The sequence below is a fragment of the Pseudomonas sp. GWSMS-1 genome (assembly GCF_049847425.1).
Classification (GTDB): Bacteria; Pseudomonadota; Gammaproteobacteria; order Pseudomonadales; family Pseudomonadaceae; genus Aquipseudomonas.
Map to the genome: position 1 here is coordinate 1,129,292 of NZ_JBMHHV010000005.1, position 15,970 is coordinate 1,145,261.

Annotated in this window: 17 protein-coding genes, 1 tRNA gene and 1 pseudogene; 5 read left to right on the top strand and 14 right to left on the bottom strand. The window is 60.7% G+C overall.

The window, feature by feature from the left end; translation table 11 throughout:
• Nucleotides 1-17: 17 nt before the first annotated feature.
• From ACEPAJ_RS08835 to atpD, 13 genes and pseudogenes are all read right to left on the bottom strand, one after another.
• The gene (locus ACEPAJ_RS08835) at nt 18-1,238 is read right to left on the bottom strand and encodes an arginine deiminase (RefSeq protein WP_425914542.1); all 1,221 of its coding nucleotides are present in this window, start codon (nt 1,236-1,238) and stop codon (nt 18-20) included.
• 48 nt (nt 1,239-1,286) lie between these two features.
• A complete protein-coding gene (arcD, locus tag ACEPAJ_RS08840; RefSeq protein WP_425914543.1) occupies nt 1,287-2,765 on the bottom strand; it encodes an arginine-ornithine antiporter in 1,479 nt (492 codons plus the stop codon).
• Nucleotides 2,762-3,100 carry a hypothetical protein gene (locus ACEPAJ_RS08845; protein ID WP_425914544.1) on the bottom strand — a complete coding sequence of 113 codons (339 nt, stop codon included), beginning with the start codon at nt 3,098-3,100 and terminating at the stop codon, nt 2,762-2,764. Before ACEPAJ_RS08845 ends, arcD begins: the two co-directional genes overlap by 4 nt.
• 64 nt (nt 3,101-3,164) lie before the next feature.
• Nucleotides 3,165-4,076: a F0F1 ATP synthase subunit gamma gene (locus ACEPAJ_RS08850; protein WP_425914545.1), complete on the bottom strand. Its 912-nt coding sequence runs from the start codon at nt 4,074-4,076 to the stop codon at nt 3,165-3,167.
• Nucleotides 4,073-4,441, bottom strand: a complete 369-nt coding sequence (locus ACEPAJ_RS08855) for an HPF/RaiA family ribosome-associated protein (RefSeq protein ID WP_425914546.1) — start codon at nt 4,439-4,441, stop codon at nt 4,073-4,075. The genes ACEPAJ_RS08850 and ACEPAJ_RS08855 overlap by 4 nt, the downstream gene beginning before the upstream one ends.
• Nucleotides 4,438-6,021 (bottom strand): alternate F1F0 ATPase, F1 subunit alpha, encoded by a 1,584-nt coding sequence (locus ACEPAJ_RS08860; RefSeq protein ID WP_425914547.1) that lies wholly within the window; start codon nt 6,019-6,021, stop codon nt 4,438-4,440. Before ACEPAJ_RS08860 ends, ACEPAJ_RS08855 begins: the two co-directional genes overlap by 4 nt.
• Nucleotides 6,018-6,728 carry a F0F1 ATP synthase subunit delta gene (locus ACEPAJ_RS08865; protein WP_425914548.1) on the bottom strand — a complete coding sequence of 237 codons (711 nt, stop codon included), beginning with the start codon at nt 6,726-6,728 and terminating at the stop codon, nt 6,018-6,020. Before ACEPAJ_RS08865 ends, ACEPAJ_RS08860 begins: the two co-directional genes overlap by 4 nt.
• 66 nt (nt 6,729-6,794) lie before the next feature.
• Complete coding sequence (locus ACEPAJ_RS08870) at nt 6,795-7,085, bottom strand: F0F1 ATP synthase subunit C (RefSeq protein WP_405118214.1); 291 nt, start codon at nt 7,083-7,085, stop codon at nt 6,795-6,797.
• 100 nt (nt 7,086-7,185) lie between these two features.
• Nucleotides 7,186-7,821, bottom strand: a pseudogene (locus ACEPAJ_RS08875) (F0F1 ATP synthase subunit A); the annotation flags it as partial.
• Nucleotides 7,812-8,144: an ATP synthase subunit I gene (locus ACEPAJ_RS08880; RefSeq protein WP_425914549.1), complete on the bottom strand. Its 333-nt coding sequence runs from the start codon at nt 8,142-8,144 to the stop codon at nt 7,812-7,814. The gene ACEPAJ_RS08880 and the pseudogene ACEPAJ_RS08875, both read right to left, overlap by 10 nt.
• Nucleotides 8,128-8,472 carry an AtpZ/AtpI family protein gene (locus ACEPAJ_RS08885; protein WP_425914550.1) on the bottom strand — a complete coding sequence of 115 codons (345 nt, stop codon included), beginning with the start codon at nt 8,470-8,472 and terminating at the stop codon, nt 8,128-8,130. Before ACEPAJ_RS08885 ends, ACEPAJ_RS08880 begins: the two co-directional genes overlap by 17 nt.
• Nucleotides 8,469-8,873 carry a F0F1 ATP synthase subunit epsilon gene (locus ACEPAJ_RS08890; protein WP_425914551.1) on the bottom strand — a complete coding sequence of 135 codons (405 nt, stop codon included), beginning with the start codon at nt 8,871-8,873 and terminating at the stop codon, nt 8,469-8,471. The genes ACEPAJ_RS08885 and ACEPAJ_RS08890 overlap by 4 nt, the downstream gene beginning before the upstream one ends.
• Nucleotides 8,854-10,347, bottom strand: coding sequence for a F0F1 ATP synthase subunit beta (gene atpD, locus ACEPAJ_RS08895; RefSeq protein ID WP_425914552.1), 1,494 nt, complete (start codon nt 10,345-10,347; stop codon nt 8,854-8,856). The genes ACEPAJ_RS08890 and atpD overlap by 20 nt, the downstream gene beginning before the upstream one ends.
• A gap of 362 nt (nt 10,348-10,709) precedes the next feature.
• Between atpD and ACEPAJ_RS08900 the strand changes: the two genes are divergently transcribed.
• Entirely contained in the window at nt 10,710-11,357 is a 648-nt protein-coding gene (locus ACEPAJ_RS08900) for a PA2778 family cysteine peptidase (protein ID WP_425914553.1), read from the top strand.
• A gap of 76 nt (nt 11,358-11,433) precedes the next feature.
• Here the strand turns inward: ACEPAJ_RS08900 and ACEPAJ_RS08905 are convergent, their stop codons facing one another.
• Nucleotides 11,434-12,717 carry an NAD(P)/FAD-dependent oxidoreductase gene (locus ACEPAJ_RS08905; RefSeq protein WP_425914554.1) on the bottom strand — a complete coding sequence of 428 codons (1,284 nt, stop codon included), beginning with the start codon at nt 12,715-12,717 and terminating at the stop codon, nt 11,434-11,436.
• A 185-nt stretch (nt 12,718-12,902) separates the two neighbouring features.
• Between ACEPAJ_RS08905 and ACEPAJ_RS08910 the strand changes: the two genes are divergently transcribed.
• From ACEPAJ_RS08910 to rpmI, 4 genes are all read left to right on the top strand, one after another.
• A tRNA-Val gene (locus ACEPAJ_RS08910) sits at nt 12,903-12,979 on the top strand.
• A 241-nt stretch (nt 12,980-13,220) separates the two neighbouring features.
• Nucleotides 13,221-15,143 (top strand): threonine--tRNA ligase, encoded by a 1,923-nt coding sequence (thrS, locus tag ACEPAJ_RS08915; RefSeq protein WP_425914555.1) that lies wholly within the window; start codon nt 13,221-13,223, stop codon nt 15,141-15,143.
• Nucleotides 15,143-15,694 carry a translation initiation factor IF-3 gene (gene infC / locus ACEPAJ_RS08920; protein ID WP_425917981.1) on the top strand — a complete coding sequence of 184 codons (552 nt, stop codon included), beginning with the start codon at nt 15,143-15,145 and terminating at the stop codon, nt 15,692-15,694. Before thrS ends, infC begins: the two co-directional genes overlap by 1 nt.
• A 60-nt stretch (nt 15,695-15,754) precedes the next feature.
• Entirely contained in the window at nt 15,755-15,949 is a 195-nt protein-coding gene (gene rpmI / locus ACEPAJ_RS08925) for a 50S ribosomal protein L35 (RefSeq protein WP_136665879.1), read from the top strand.
• The last annotated feature ends 21 nt before the right edge of the window (nt 15,950-15,970 follow it).

Here is a 15,970-nt window from a genome sequence, read left to right on the forward strand (position 1 = left end):
TCTCGTTTTTTGAGGGATCAGAGCGTGTCGCGCTCGATCGGGCAGGACATGCAGTGGCTACCACCGCGACCGCGGCCTAGCTCGGAACCAGAAACGGTGATGACCTCGACGCCCGCTTTACGTAGCAAGGTGTTGGTGTGGGTGTTACGCGAGTAGCCCATGACCACGCCCGGCGCGAGTGCCAGCAGGTTGTTGCCGTCGTCCCACTGCTCGAGCTCGGACTGCCAGGCGTCGCCGCCGGTGGCGACCGAACGCAGCTTGGCCAGGCCCAGTGCTTCGGCCACCACTTCAAGGAAGGGTTTGCTCTCGGTACGCACATCCAGGCTGCCTTCACGCTCGCCTGGTCGCAGGCTGTGCACGCGGATCGCGTCGACCATTTCGGGGAAACAGGTCACCAGGTCGACATCGCAGAAGGTGAATACCGTGTCCAGGTGCATAGCCCCGCGCGACTTGGGGATCTGCGCCGCCAGCACATGGGTAGCACCGCCTTGAGCAAACAAGGCACGGGCCAGTTGGCTGACCGCCTGCGGTGAGGTGCGCTCGCCCCTACCGATCAGCACCACGCCATGACCCAGCGGCATCACATCGCCGCCCTCCATGGTTGCACCGCCATGATCGACGTCGGGGTCACCCCACCAGGTTGTCACCTTGCCGGCAAACAGCGGATGGAAGCGGTAGACCGCCGCAGTCAGCAGGGTTTCCTGACGGCGGGCGGGCCAGAACATCGAGCACAGCACCACGCCTTTACCGATCCAGCAGCTGCTGTCGCGGCTGAACAGGGTGTTGGGCAGGGGCGGCAGGAGGAAGTCGCTCGCAGCCGCATAGCGGGCCAGTAGTCCTTCGGGCTCAAACGGCAACTCGGCGCGCGCCAGCCCGCCGATCAGGTGTTCAGCCAAACGCATGGGCGGCAGCTCTTCTAGCCAGGGCCGTAGCTGCTGCGCCAACTCGGTATCAACAGTACCAGGGGCGAGTTTGCGATCCAGTAGCCAGGTGCACGCCTCTGGATTGGCCATGGTGGTGGCCAGCAGGTCATGCAGCTCAAGCACCTCGACATCGCGGCTGAGCATGGCATTGGTGAAGGCGTCGTGATCATTGCGTGCCTGGCCGACCCAGAGCACGTCGTCGAACAGCAAATCGCGGCAATTGAGCGGGGTCAGCCGCTGCTGCGCCAGACCGGGGCGACACACCAGTACACGGCGCAGGCGGCCAATTTCAGAATGCAAACCTTGGGTCGTCATGACATTGATTTCCTATTCACAAATACGGAGATGAAAAATGCAGAGCGCTTACAGCCCGAGTCGACCCATGATCAGCAGCGTGGCGGCTACGCCGGCCAGTACCACCAGCGCGGCCAGAATGGCCCACTCCCAGGGGGTGAACACGCGTTCCTGACGCTGGCGCTTGGCCCAGGCGTAGAGCACCACCCCGGGGACATAAAGCAGGGCGCTGAGCAGCAGGTACTTGAAGCCGGCGGCATACAGCAGCCACAAGCAGTAAACGGTGGCCAAGGCAGCGATGGGCACATCAGCACGCTGGATGGCTGCTTTAACACCCTCGCCCCGCCAGGCCAGCAACAGGCCGTAAGCGGCGCTGAACAGGTAGGGCAGCAGAATCATCGCCGTCGACAGCGAGATCAGTGCCAGATAAGACGCCTTGGAAAACAGCGTCAGAATCAGGAACAGCTGCACCATGCCGTTGGTGAGCCACAGCGCATTGGCCGGCACGTGCTTGTCGTTGGTCTGCCCCAGCCACTTCGGCATCACGCCGCCGCCTGCCGGGGTGAACAGCGATTCCGCGGCCAGCAGCATCCAGGCCAGGAAGCCGCCACCGACCGAGACAATCAGGCCGACGTAGATCAGTACCGCGCCCCAGGTGCCGACAGCGTCTTCCAGCACGCCTGCCATCGACGGGTTTTTCAAGCCGGCCAGGGTCGGCTGGTTAAAGACCCCGAGGGACAGCAGCGACACCGACATCAATAACAGCAGGCAGATCAGAAAGCCGATGACGGTGGCGCGGCCCACGTCTTCACGTTTGCGCGCCCGCGCCGAATAGACACTGGCGCCCTCAATGCCGATAAATACCCAGACCGTGACCAGCATGGTGCTCTTGACCTGATCAAGCACCGAGCCGAGGCTGGCATCGCCCCAGAAATTCAGGCTGAAGGTTTCCACCTTGAAGGCCATGGCCACCAGCGCGATAAACAGCAGCAGCGGCACGATCTTGGCCAGCGTGACCACCGCATTCAGCACCGCCGCGCCTTGAATGCCGCGCAGCACTAGCAGGTGGATGACCCACAGCACGATCGAAGCACCGGCAATAGCCGCTGGTGAATTGCCTGTGCCGAACACCGGGAAGAAGTAACCCAGCGCGCCGAACGCGGCCACCAAATAGCCGACATTGCCGATCCAGGCGCTGACCCAGTAACCCCAGGCCGAGTTGAAGCCGACGTGCTCGCCCGAAAGTGCGCGGGCATAGGCGTAGACGCCGTTGTCGAGCTCGGGCTTGCGCATGGACAGCATCTGGTAGACCCGCACCAGTAACAGCATGCCGATGCCGGTAATGGTCCAGCCAATCAGGATGGCGCCGGCGCCGGCGCCCGCCGCCATGTTTTGCGGCAGACCAAAGATACCGCTGCCGATGATCGAGCCAACCACCAGCGCCACCAGCAGGCTAAGGCCCAGCTTGGGCGGCGCTTGCGTGGTGGCGTTTGTGGCGTTTTGCGCGACCGGTAATGCGGTTGCTGGCGGCGTGTGGGTACTGTTCATACCACCCCGTCTACGACAGCCTGCACATGGCACAGCGCTTTGACCTTGGCCTGCAGGGTGCTGGCTATGGCCTGCGCCTCAGCTTGGGTGGTGCCATCGTGTAAATGCAAGGTGATGGTGTTGCTGGTATTCGGCTCGCCCGGCACCTTAATGGGCTCACAGACGATGCTGAGCGCGGGTTCGTCGGGCTTGTGCGCGCTGGGGCGAGTTCCTTGACGATGTAGCGGTAAACGTCGGAGAGAGGCTGGGTCATAGCAAGTACCTTTGCAGAGGATTAACAGCCACGGCATGCAGCCGTGGATTGGCCTGAATTCCACCGTCAGTCTGTGCGTCATCCCTTACGCCGTCTGTTCGACAGCGCACGCAGTGGTTTTAGGGGCGGTGTTCAGATGACATGTTTCAGGTACTGGGCTGCAACGCATCGAAGCCGGCGATCACATCGAAAAGTTCCTCGTCGATGCTGGCTTGGCGTAACTGATGAAAGCTGGCCTGCAGTTCTTGCAGCAGTTCGCCGATGTTGCGGTCGGCGCGCTGCATGGCGGCGAGGCGGCTGGCGTTTTCACTGGCCAACGACTCGGCACTGGCGCGAAACAACGAGACAAACAGGTGCTCGCGGATAAAGGCTTGCAGTGCTGGCGCAGGGTTGCCGAGCACTTCTGGCAATTGCGCCGTGGGCCAGGGCTGACTGGCCAACTCGCGCTGCCACGCGGCATCCAGCGGCAGCAGGCGCTGGCTAACTGGGCTGTAGCCGGACTCGCTGGGGCGGTTATAGAACAGCAGCAGCGTGGCGCGCGGCATTGCACTCATCGTGGGGTCGTCAGGCAGTTGGATGGTCAGCAGGATTTGCCCGACCAGTTGGGTGATCAACTCCACCGACCCCGGCACCGCAAATGAACCTTCCAGGGCTATGCCGGCATCGACCAGGCGCGCCTGCACGCGCTCGCCGACCGCCCAGACTTTTACTGTGGTCTTGGAGCTGCCTGAGGGCGGCAGCCCCGCCAGTGCATGCTCAACCACCACCTCGTTAAAGCGCCCGACCAAGCCCTGGTCGGAGCCAAATACGATGGCGTGCACCACCGCGTCATCGGCCGTGTTGTTGGGCGCCTGCCGCTGTGCTCCATGTGGATCGACTGCACGCAGGCATACGCCAAGGCCAAGCTCGACTGTGCGGGCGTAGTCAGCCAGTGCCGCCACCGACTTTTCATACTGGCCAATGGCTGACGCCGCAGAAGCCTTCATGGTGCGCACCACGGACTTGAGATCCCCGGCGCTACCTATCTGCCGCCGCAATGCAGTCAGGGTGGTAGTCATGCGCTTGGCATGGCTTCGCTATCAGGCTCCGGTGCGGCGGAGGTCTTATCGCGATGCTTGTTCAGTCGGCCTAGCGTGCTGTCCAGCAGGTGCACCATCTTCTGCGCTGCACCATGCACCGCTTGCTCCTGGGTGGCGGCGAACTCGGTCACGGCCACCGGCTGGCGCCCTTTGAGGCGGGCCTCAAGCATGCACAGCTGATCATGCTGGCCATTCTTGTCACCATTCTCGTCGCTGAGATGCGCTTCCACGCGGGTGATCTGTTCGCTAAAACGTTGCAGCGCATGCTCAAGCGTGGCGCTGATGTGCGCGGACAGTTCGGCACTGCCGTCGATGTGATTGTCGGTATTGATCTGGATTTTCATGGGGTTTCCTCGATTGCAGTCTTGGCGCCGGGGGCGCCGTCGTCGGTGCTGGAAAAGGCGGCAAGTGCCTGACGGGCCGCAGCGCTCACCTGCTCACGGTCGGCGTCGGTCAATTTGTCGACACCGCTCAGGCGCGTGCGCAGCTCATCGGGTAATGCATTGGCGGCTTCCTCAACCGCTTGCTGGGCCGCAGTCATTCGCTCGAGCGCTACCGGGTCGAACAGCTTGGTATTCAGCGCCAGCAGAATGGCGATCTGCGCGGGCACCGAGACCGGTGAGAATTCGCCTTGGCCCAGGCAGGCGCGGATGCGTTTGCCGTGCTCGATAGATTGCCGGGTGTCTTCGTCCAGCCGGGCACCGAAGCGGGCGAAGGTTTCCAACTCCTCGAACTGCGCGTAAGCCAACTTGAGATCACCGGCCACCGCACGATAAGCCGCGCGCTGCGCCTTGCCACCGACCCGCGAGACCGACTGGCCAACGTCGATGGCCGGCAGCACGCCCAGCTCAAACAGCGATGGCGACAGCACGATCTGCCCGTCGGTAATGGAAATCAGGTTGGTCGGGATATAAGCCGAGATGTTTTGCGCCTCGGTCTCGATAATCGGCAGCGCCGTCAGCGAGCCGCCACCGCGCGCCTCGTTGAGGTGGGTGGCGCGTTCGAGCATGCGCGAGTGGATATAAAAGATGTCCCCCGGAAAGGCCTCGCGCCCCGGCGGGCGGCGCAGCAGCAGCGACAGCTCACGATAAGCCCGCGCGTGGTGGGTGAGGTCGTCGTAGACGATCAGCACGTCACGGCCGGCCTCCATAAAATGCTCGGCGATGCTGGTGGCGGCGTACGGCGCAATGTAGGACAGCCCAGGCGCTTCGTTGCCTTCGGCCACCACCACTACGGTGTAGGCCAGTGCGCCCTTGGCGCGCAGGTTCGCCACCGCCTTGGCCACCGCCGAGGCGCGTTGGCCGATGGCGCAGTAAACGCAGAGCACGTTCTTGTCGCGCTGGTTGTAGATGGTGTCCAGGGCAATGGCGGTCTTGCCGGTCTGGCGGTCGCCGAGGATTAATTCACGCTGGCCACGGCCGATAGGGATCAGCGCATCGAGTACTTTCAGCCCGGTTTGCAGGGGCTCGGTTACTGGTGCGCGGTCCATGATCGGCGCTGCCGGGCGCTCGATGGGCAGCCGTTGTTCGGTCCGCACAGGGCCGAGGCCATCCAGCGCTCGACCCAGCGGGTCGATCACCCGGCCGAGCAACGCATCGCCGACGCCGACGTCCATCACCCGGCCGCTGCGCTGCACCTCCTGACCGGCATGCAGGTGCGCGTAGTCACCGAGCAACACCACATCAACGCCGTCCTCATCGAGGTTAAAGGTGATGCCTGACAGGCCGCCGGGAAACACCAGCAGCTCCTCGAAGCCAACATTCTGTAAGCCGTTAATTCGTGCGATGCCGGTGGAAACGCTGACGATGGCACCCACCTCGCGCGGCAGCATTTGCGCGCTGAAAGCCTGCACGCACTGCTGAATGCCGGAAAACGCGCTGTCGTAAACGCTGCGCAGGCTGTTGTCGGGGCTGGCCGTGGTCATGCGGCCCCCGCTTCAGCGGGATGCTCGTTCAACGTGGCGGACAAGGTTGTTAAGTAGTCGGCAATGCTCCAGGCCAGCTTCTGCCCTTGTGCGCTCAGTTCGATGCCGCTGACCAATTCGGGCGCCGTCTCGACCTTGAGCGCAATCGCCTGGCCAAAGGTTTCCTCCAGCGCCGCCTGAATCGCGGCCAACTGCTCGGCGGGCAAGTCAAAGGCGCTGCGCAACAAAGCTGGCTCCTCGGCAGAGGTGGCCTTGAGTGCCGCGCTCAAGGCGGCCAACGTCTCGCCATCGACGGCCTGCAAGCGCTGGATAAACACCGCGCAGGCGCGTTGTTCGAGGCTGGCGTCGGCCAGGTCACCGAGCACCCGGCGGGCAATGTCGAACACCTGCTGCTGCGTCTGGCGGACGATCTCACCGTGCAACGCCTGGGTGTCGGCCTGCAGTTTTTTCGCCCGCGCCGCACTCGCCGTCTCAGCTGTTTTGCGCGCCTCAGCCAGCAGGCGCTCACGTTCAGTATTGGCAGCCTCGGTGGCCTTGCTCAGCAAGTCAGCGCGCTGTTCGTCAAAGGCCTGATTCTTCTCCTCGAACTCGCTCCGCTGCGCATGCGCCTTGGCTTTGGTCGCGGCGGCATCGGCCAGCTCAGTGGCAATTTTATCTTCGCGCGCGGCAATGGCATCCAGCACCGGCTGATAGAGAAAGCGCTTCATCAGGTAAACCAAAATGATGAAGTTGAGCAGCTGTGCGCCGACGGTGAACCAGTCGATAAGCACGGTCTATTTTCCTGCTGCCTGGGAGGCGGCAGTCAGTGCGGCATTCCAGAACGGGTTGGCGAAGATCAGAATCATCGACACCACAAAGCAGTAAATCGCCGTGGATTCGATCATCGCCAGGCCGACAAACAGCGTGCGGGTGATGGTGGCCGATGCATCGGGCTGCTGGGCCAGTGCGGTGAGCGCAACGGCGACCGCGCGGCCTTCGGCCAAGGCCGGTCCCATCGTACCGAAGCCGGTGGTCAGGCCGGCCATAACGATGGAGGCGACGGCGATCATGGTAAGAGCGTCCATAAGGTATGCCTTTATGTGAGTGGATGGGGGAGGGCAGCCGCTCAGGTTCTGGCGCAGGCGTGCTAGCTGCCTTGCTGCTGCGGGTGGCGGCAGCGATGTACACCGCGGCGAGGATGGTAAAGATGTAGGCCTGAACCATGCCGGTGAGCAGCCCCAGCACGGTCATCACGATGGGGAACACGAACGGCGTGATCGATAACAGGATGGCGATGATCATTGCACCGCTCATCATGTTGCCGAACAGGCGTACCGCCAGCGCCAGGGTGCGCGAGACTTCGCTGATCAGGTTGAAGGGCAGCATGATCGGCGTGGGCTGCATATAGGATTTCAGGTAGGCGCCCAGGCCCTGACCCGAGATGCCAAACAGCGGCACTGCCACCAGTACGCACAGGGCCAGCGCAGCGGTGGTCGACAGCGATGCAGTGGGCGGTTCATAACCGGGAATCACGGTGGCCAGCGCGGCGGCGGCGACAAACAGAAACAGGGTGCCGAGAAAGCCCAGGTAGCGCCGTGGGTTGTGCAGGCCGACATCCTTGATCTGGCCCATGATTGCAGTCACCACAATCTCCAGCAGGTTCTGCCAGCGCGAACGTTCATGGCCGGTGGCAAGGCGCCGAGTGATTAGCGCGGCGCCTACCACCAACACGGCCATCAATGCCCAAGTGAAGAGGATGGTAGCGTTCAGCTTGATAAAGCCGTACTCCCAGAAAATCCAGTTGTCGGGGGTCAGGCGCATGGTGGCTTTCCTCGCGAGTGCAGGGGCGCTGGCGCAAGTGCGGCGGTGCCAGGATGGGTGATGCGCAAGACCAGCACACGCGCCAGTACAAACCCCAGCAGGCACAGCCCCAGTTGCAGCGGCTGCGCTGCGCCGACGACGTAGAAACCTGCGAGTACGATGGCGGTGCGCACAACCAGGCTGGAGATAAACCAGCGCGCCGGCGTTGCCGAATCGGCCGCACGGCGTACCGTCCACCACAGGCCGGCGAAGAACACCGTACCCAGTGCGCCGCCGGCCAGCAGCGCAGCGATCCAGACCAGCCAGTTAGGGTTGTTGATCATCCTCATCCTCCTGTTCGGCGTGCATGGCTCGGTCTTCCTGAGAGACCCAATGCCAGGCGTTCAAGCAGCCGATAGTCAGGCCCGCCATCAGCAGCGCCAGGGTCCAGGAACGGCCACCGGGATACTGCTGGTCGAGCCATAGGCCAAGCGCTGCGCCCAGCAGCGTGGGCACGGCCACTGACCAGCCGATCAAACCCATCATGCCCAGGCCGAACCACACGCCGGGTGCGCCGTTGCGCCGGGCTTTGAGTTTGCGCGTCGCCTTGGCGCCGACTTGTTCGGCCAGGCTGGCGCTGGCAGGCGGTGTGCGTTTCGGTTCCGGCTTCATGAGGAACGCTCACGCAGCGAGGCGAAGCGCCGCATAAAGCCCGTTTCGAGTTTGGCCATCGCGGCGCGCACAGCCTGCTGCTGCTCATCCGGGGTGAGGAATTCCTGCTCAACCGCATCACGCAGGTGCGCCAGATCCTTACCGCGCAGCGCATGGCGCACGGAGATCACTACATCCGGCCCGGTCTTAACCAGCACGCCTTCGTCCAAGGCGAGAAACACCTCACCCTGCGCCTCACTCTCGAAACTGAGGATGCCGGGCACCAGTGACGCCACGCAGTCGAGGCGCTGCGGCAGCAGGCCAAACGCGCCTTGCGCGGTCTCGACCACCATGCGCGCCACTTGGGTTTCCTCGGCGAACACCTCAAACGGCAGCAGCACCTTAAGCGTCATCAGCGGCATGCGTGGGCTCCTCGCTGGGGTGCTGCTCAGGCTTGGTCTCGGGTTCGGGCTTTGATTGGCCGCTCGATTTGGCCTTGGCCGTGGCTTCATCCACCGCGCCGATCATGTACAGCGCGCTCTCGGGCAGGTCCTTGAATTCATCGGCGAGGATGCGTTCGCAGCCATCCAGCGCATCGGCCAGGCTGACCAGCTTGCCGCTCATATTGGTGAACTGTTCGGTAGTGAAGAACGGCTGAGTGAGAAAGCGCTCTAACCGCCGCGCGCGCGCCACCACCTTGCGGTCGTCGGGCGATAACTGCTCCAGGCCGAGCATGGCGATGATGTCCTTGAGTTCGGCGTACTGCGCAAGCGTGCGGCGAATGGCCTGCGCCAACCGGTAGTGGCGCTCGCCGACAATGCCCGGCGTGACCATCTTCGAGCTGGATTGCAGCGGGTCGATAGCTGGGAACAAACCTTCGCTAGCGCGTTTGCGCGACAACACGATGGACGCCGACAGGTGGGAGAAGGTGTGCACCGCCGCCGGGTCGGTGAAGTCGTCCGCCGGCACGTAAACCGCCTGGATCGAGGTGATCGCGCCGCTATCGGTGTTGGCGATGCGCTCTTCCAGCGACGCCAGTTCGGTGCCCATGGTCGGCTGATAGCCCAGGCGCGATGGCATCCGCCCCATCAACCCTGAGACTTCCGAGCCAGCCTGAATAAAGCGGAAAATATTGTCGATCAGCAGCAGCACATCGCGGTGCTCGTCGTCGCGGAAATACTCGGCCATGGTCAGCGCCGCATGGCCAACGCGAAAGCGCGCGCCAGGTGGCTCGTTCATCTGCGCGAAGATCATCACCATATGGGGCAGCACCCCGGCAGCCTTCATCTCGCGGTACAGCTCTTCGCCTTCGCGAGAGCGCTCGCCGATGCCGCAAAAGATGCTCACGCCCTGTTGATGGCCGACCATGTTGTGGATCATTTCGGTCAGCAGCACCGTCTTGCCGACGCCCGCGCCGCCGAACAAGCCGGCTTTGCCGCCGCGCTCTAGCGGGGTGAGCACGTCGATGGCTTTGATACCGGTTTCGAATATCTCTGATTGAGTCGAGCGGCGCACCAGCGGGGGCGGCTGGCTGTGCACCGAGCGCCACTGCACGCCTTCCAGCGCCGGCTCGCGGTCTATGGTGTTGCCGAACACATCGAACATGCGCGAGAGAATGGGCTTGCCGACCGGCGCCAGCAATGGCCCGCCAGTGTTGTGCACCGGCATGCCGCGCGCCAGGCCTTGAGTGGGTGTCAGGGCGATGCCGCGTACATGATGGGCGTCGCGCTGGACTAATACCTCAATCGCCACCCTGTCACCTTCACCGGCGCGCAGCAGGGTGTGAACAGCCGGCAGAGCAAGGTCGAAGCGCATGTCGATGACGCTGCCACGAACCGCTACAACAATGCCGACGTTGTCTGCAGTCGCTGGCGTTTCTATTTGGCTTACCGTCATCTCGAATGCCCTTATCAAATCTGCGTGTTCGGGCGATACAGGTGTGCAGCGCAGGCACGCACTGAGTCCTGACGCTTTTCATCGTGCCTGCAGTGGTGTCTGGTCACCGTGCGCTAGCGAACACAAGGCTGCTTCAGCTCGATCAAGGTAAAGGCTGCTAAGCCAGTGCAGGCTAATAGGAGCAGGCTTGAGCAGACGCTACTGGCCTAAACATCTATCCAGCCGTGTAGGCCACTGTTTGGGCGCCGCCGGGGGAATAGGTTGGGCCGTGCGCACTTCATGGTTATGCTCTGCGTCACAAACAGATCAGTGGGTGAGTGATGTTCCAGCCAATTCGAGCCGTCAGGCTTCTACCCTTTGTCATGCTCTTTCTACTCGCTGCCTGCGCGCGTGGGCCGCAGTTATCGCCAGAGGCAGCGCGATTGCCGGAGCGGGTCGAGCTGACTGATGTGCCATTCTTCCAGCTCAGTGACGCTCAGGGCGGGCCTTCGGCGTTAGCGGCGTTGCTCAATTATCACGGGGTGATCAGTAGCCCAGGTTTGGTAGATGAGCGCATGCAGCAGTTGGGCAAAGGGCAGAGCCCGCAGGCGGGGCTTGAGGCAGTGGCGCGCTCGTATGAGCTCGTGGTGTATCCCTTGCCCGGTAATTTGGATGCGCTGATGCAGCAGATTTCCGCGGGGCACCCGGTGCTGGTGCTGCAGGATCGTTTATTTGGCGGGCCGGGCTCGCAGTTTGCCGTGCTGGTGGGCTATGACCAGCGCGAGCGGACGCTGGTGCTGCGTTCGGGCAATGACCGACGCTGGTACAGCAGCTTTGCCAGCTTCGACGACGCTTGGGGGGAGGCAGGACGCTGGGCAGTATTGATTCAACCGACCAGTCAACTGCCTGCACAACCCGTTGAGCGCGCTTGGTTGCAGGCTGCCCGTGATCTGCAGCAGCAAGGCCGAGGTGCAGCGGCGCAGCGCGCGTTGCGCACGGCGCGCCAGGTTTGGCCGGATGCCGCGCTGTAAAGGCATCCAGCAATGAGCGTGAGTGATAACGCAAAACGGCACCCCAAGGGTGCCGTTTCTGTTTGTAGTGCTGGTGTTAGATGCCCAGCTTGTCGCGCAGGGTGTAGTACCAAGCGCCCAAGGCGCTGAACGGCACTTGGAACAGGCGGCCACCCGGGAATGGGTAGTGCGGCAAGTCGGCAAATGCGTCGAAGCGCTCAGCCTGGCCGCGCAGTGCTTCGGCCAGCACCTTGCCTGCCAGGTGGGTGTAGGTCACGCCGTGACCGCTGCAGCCTTGTGAGTAATAGATGTTGTCGCCCAGGCGACCGACTTGCGGCAGGCGCGAGAGCGTCAGCAGGAAGTTGCCGGTCCAGGCGTAATCGATCTTGACGTCTTTCAACTGCGGGAATGCCTTGAGCATTTTCGGGCGAATGATCGCCTCGATGTTGGCCGGGTCACGGGCACCGTAGACCACGCCGCCGCCAAAGATCAGGCGGTTATCACCGCTAAGGCGGTAGTAATCGAGCAAATAATTGCAGTCTTCCACGCAGTAGTCCTGCGGCAGCAGGCTTTTCGCCAGCTCGGCGGACAAAGGCTCAGTGGTAATCACCTGGGTGCCGCACGGCATCGATTTGGCCGAGAGCTCAGGAATCAGGTTGCCTAGGTAGGCGTTGCCCGCGACTACCACGAACTTGGCTTTGATCCGCCCATTAGGGGTGTGCACAACGGGGTTGGCGCCGCGCTCAATGCGGATGGCCGGGGACTGCTCGTAAATCACCCCGCCGAGCGACTCAACTGCCGCCGCTTCACCGAGTGCCAGGTTGAGCGGATGGATATGGCCGCCGCTCATATCGAGCATGCCGCCGGCATAAATGTCGGTGCCCACGACTTCTTGTATGCGCTTGGCGTCCATCAGCTCAAGTTGGGTGTGGCCGTAGCGCTCCCATAGTTTTTTCTGCGACTCCAGGTGCTTCATGTGCTTAGGCGTATTGGCCGCGAAGACGCCACCGTCTTTGAGGTCGCACTGGATGTTGTACTTGGCGATGCGCTCGCGAATGATGCGGCCGCCTTCGAAGGCCATGTCGCCGAGCAGCTGTGCTTGCTTGGGCGCGCAGCTGCGCTCGATTACATCGATATCGCGGCTGTAGCTGTTGACGATCTGCCCACCATTGCGGCCCGATGCACCGAAGCCGACTTTTGCCGCTTCGACGATGCTGACCTTGAAGCCGTTTTCCAGCAGGGCAATAGCGGTAGATAGACCGGTGTAGCCTGCGCCGACGATGCACACGTCAGTTTCGACTTCACCATTCAGTTCCGGGCGTGCCGGTACCGGATTGGCGGAGGCCGCATAATAGGATTGTGGATAAGCTGTGTGCGCCATTTTGCAACCTCTGTTCTTTATATTTTACGAATGAGCGGATGCTACCTGAGTTGAAAATGCTCGGCTAGTGGCCTGTGCGAAATATTAAACGCACGATGAAACAGTAAAAAATTCAATTATTCAGGCAGTTAGCTAAAAAACCTGTTGACACTTTTTCGCGTGGCCGTAGAATGCGCACCCATCGTAGGCACGTAGCTCAGTTGGTTAGAGCACCACCTTGACATGGTGGGGGTCGTTGGTTCGAGTCCAATCGTGCCTACCAAATTTGGTAGAAAAAGGGTCGCTTAGGCGGCCCTTTTTTTTGGGTTCTTGTTAGCAAGCCAGGCTTTCTGCAAGTATTCATGCGGTTAGTTGTTGTTTAAAACCTCCAGTGACTGCGGTTCGGTTTTGGTTAGGCGTACATGCTCCTGCTTCTGTATGGCAGGTTTACCGCCGAATCGCTTACTGGCTCATCCCAACCCATGTGGCCTTTGGTAGAGGTCACCACTAGGAGAGGAGGCGCCATGCCCATCATTACTCTTCCCGACGGCAGTCAGCGTTCGTTCGATCACCCAGTATCTGTACTTGAGGTGGCGCAATCCATCGGTGCTGGCCTGGCCAAGGCCACGATAGCCGGTAAGGTCAATGGCAAGCTGGTTGATGCCTGCGACGTGATTGATAGCGACGCCACCCTGCAGATCATTACGCCCAAAGACCAAGAAGGTCTCGAAATCATTCGCCACTCCTGTGCGCATTTGATTGGGCACGCGGTTAAGCAGTTGTTTCCGACGGCTAAGATGGTGATCGGGCCGGTCATTGATGACGGTTTCTACTACGACATCGCGTCTGAGCGCCCCTTCACTCTAGATGATGTGGCGGCCATCGAGCAGCGCATGCAGCAGCTGATCGAGAAAGACTACGACGTCATCAAGAAAGTGACGCCGCGCGCTGAGGTTATTGATGTCTTCACCGCGCGCGGTGAGGACTACAAACTGCGTCTGGTTGAAGATATGCCGGGCGAGCAGGCGATGGGTCTGTATTACCACGAAGAATACGTCGACATGTGCCGCGGTCCGCACGTGCCGAATACGCGCTTCCTTAAAGCGTTCAAGCTGACCAAATTGTCTGGTGCTTACTGGCGCGGCGATGCCAAGAATGAGCAGTTGCAGCGCGTGTATGGCACTGCCTGGGCGGATAAGAAGCAACTGGCTGCTTATATTCAGCGTATTGAAGAGGCTGAGAAGCGCGACCATCGCAAGATCGGTAAGCGCCTTGATCTGTTCCATACCCAGGAAGAAGCGCCGGGTATGGTGTTCTGGCACCCAAATGGCTGGACCATTTATCAAGTGCTTGAGCAGTACATGCGCGGTGTGCAGCGTGAGAACGGCTACCAGGAAATCAAGACGCCGCAGATTGTTGACCGCGTGCTGTGGGAGAAATCCGGGCACTGGGGTAACTACGCCGACAACATGTTCACTACGGAGTCGGAGAGTCGTGATTACGCCATCAAGCCGATGAACTGCCCATGTCACGTGCAGGTTTTCAATCAGGGGCTGAAAAGCTACCGTGAATTGCCGCTGCGTTTGGCTGAGTTCGGTTCTTGCCACCGCAATGAAGCGTCGGGTGCGCTGCATGGCATCATGCGCGTGCGTGGTTTCACTCAGGATGATGCGCACATCTTCTGTACTGAAGAGCAGGTCAAGAAAGAGGCTGCAGACTTCATTAAGCTGACTTTGCAGGTTTACGCTGACTTCGGTTTCAGTGATGTGAAGATGAAGCTTTCTACGCGCCCGGCTAAGCGTGTGGGCGATGACGCGTTCTGGGATCGTGCTGAAGAGGCGCTGGCCAATGCGCTGAATGAGGCGGGTCTGCCTTGGGAGTATCTCCCGGGGGAGGGTGCGTTCTACGGTCCGAAGATCGAATTCACGCTGCTTGATTGCCTCGGTCGTGCCTGGCAGTGCGGTACACTGCAGTACGATCCGAACATGCCGCAGCGCCTTGAGGCGAGTTACGTTTCCGAGGACAACAGCCGGAAAGTACCGGTCATGTTGCACCGGGCGATTCTTGGTTCGTTCGAGCGTTTCATCGGTATTTTGATCGAGCACTACGAGGGTGCATTCCCTGCTTGGCTGGCGCCGACTCAGGCCGTGGTGATGAATATCACTGATAAACAGGCTGATTTTGCCCTCGAAGTGGAAAAAACGCTCAATCAGAGCGGTTTTCGTGCCAAGTCTGACTTGAGGAACGAGAAGATAGGCTTTAAAATCCGCGAGCATACTTTGCTCAAGGTTCCCTATCTCTTGGTTATCGGAGATCGGGAGGTTGAGACGAAAACTGTCGCCGTGCGTACTCGCGAAGGTGTTGATCTGGGCTCTATGCCCGTCACTCAATTCGCTGAACTTCTTACGCAGGCGGTTTCCCGGCGTGGTCGCCAAGATTTGGAGTAATCATTATTAAGCGTGATATGAGACAAGATAAGCGAGCTGCACCTAAGGCACCGATCAACGAGAATATCTCGGCACGTGAGGTACGGTTAATTGGCGCTGAGGGTGAGCAGCTCGGGATTGTGTCAATTGAGGACGCGCTTCTTAAGGCCGAAGAGGCCAAGCTGGATCTGGTAGAAATTTCTGCCGATGCGGTGCCACCTGTTTGTAAGCTGATGGACTACGGCAAATCGATCTTCGAGAAGAAGAAACAGGTTGCTGCTGCAAAGAAAAACCAGAAGCAGATTCAGGTTAAAGAAATCAAGTTTCGTCCAGGGACGGAGGAAGGGGATTACCAGGTAAAACTACGCAACCTGGTACGTTTCCTTAGTGATGGGGACAGGGCCAAGGTATCACTTCGATTCCGCGGCCGTGAGATGGCGCATCAGGAGCTGGGCATGGAGTTGTTAAAGCGGGTTGAAGCTGACCTGCTTGAATACGGCGCCGTTGAACAGCATCCAAAGATGGAAGGACGCCAGCTGATCATGGTCATCGCCCCCAAAAAGAAGAAATAACCACCAGGGCACGGCAGGCCTTGCGGTTATGTTTATCAACTGAATGCGGAGTATCCGAACATGCCAAAGATGAAAACTAAGAGTGGTGCAGCCAAGCGTTTTTTGAAAACTGCTAACGGCTTCAAGCACAAGCACGCTTTCAAGAGCCACATCCTGACCAAGATGTCCACTAAGCGTAAGCGTCAACTGCGGGGCAGCTCCATGGTGCACCCGTCTGACGTAGCAAAAGTGGCGCGCATGCTGCGCGTTCGTTAATCGGTCAAGATAGAGGAAATT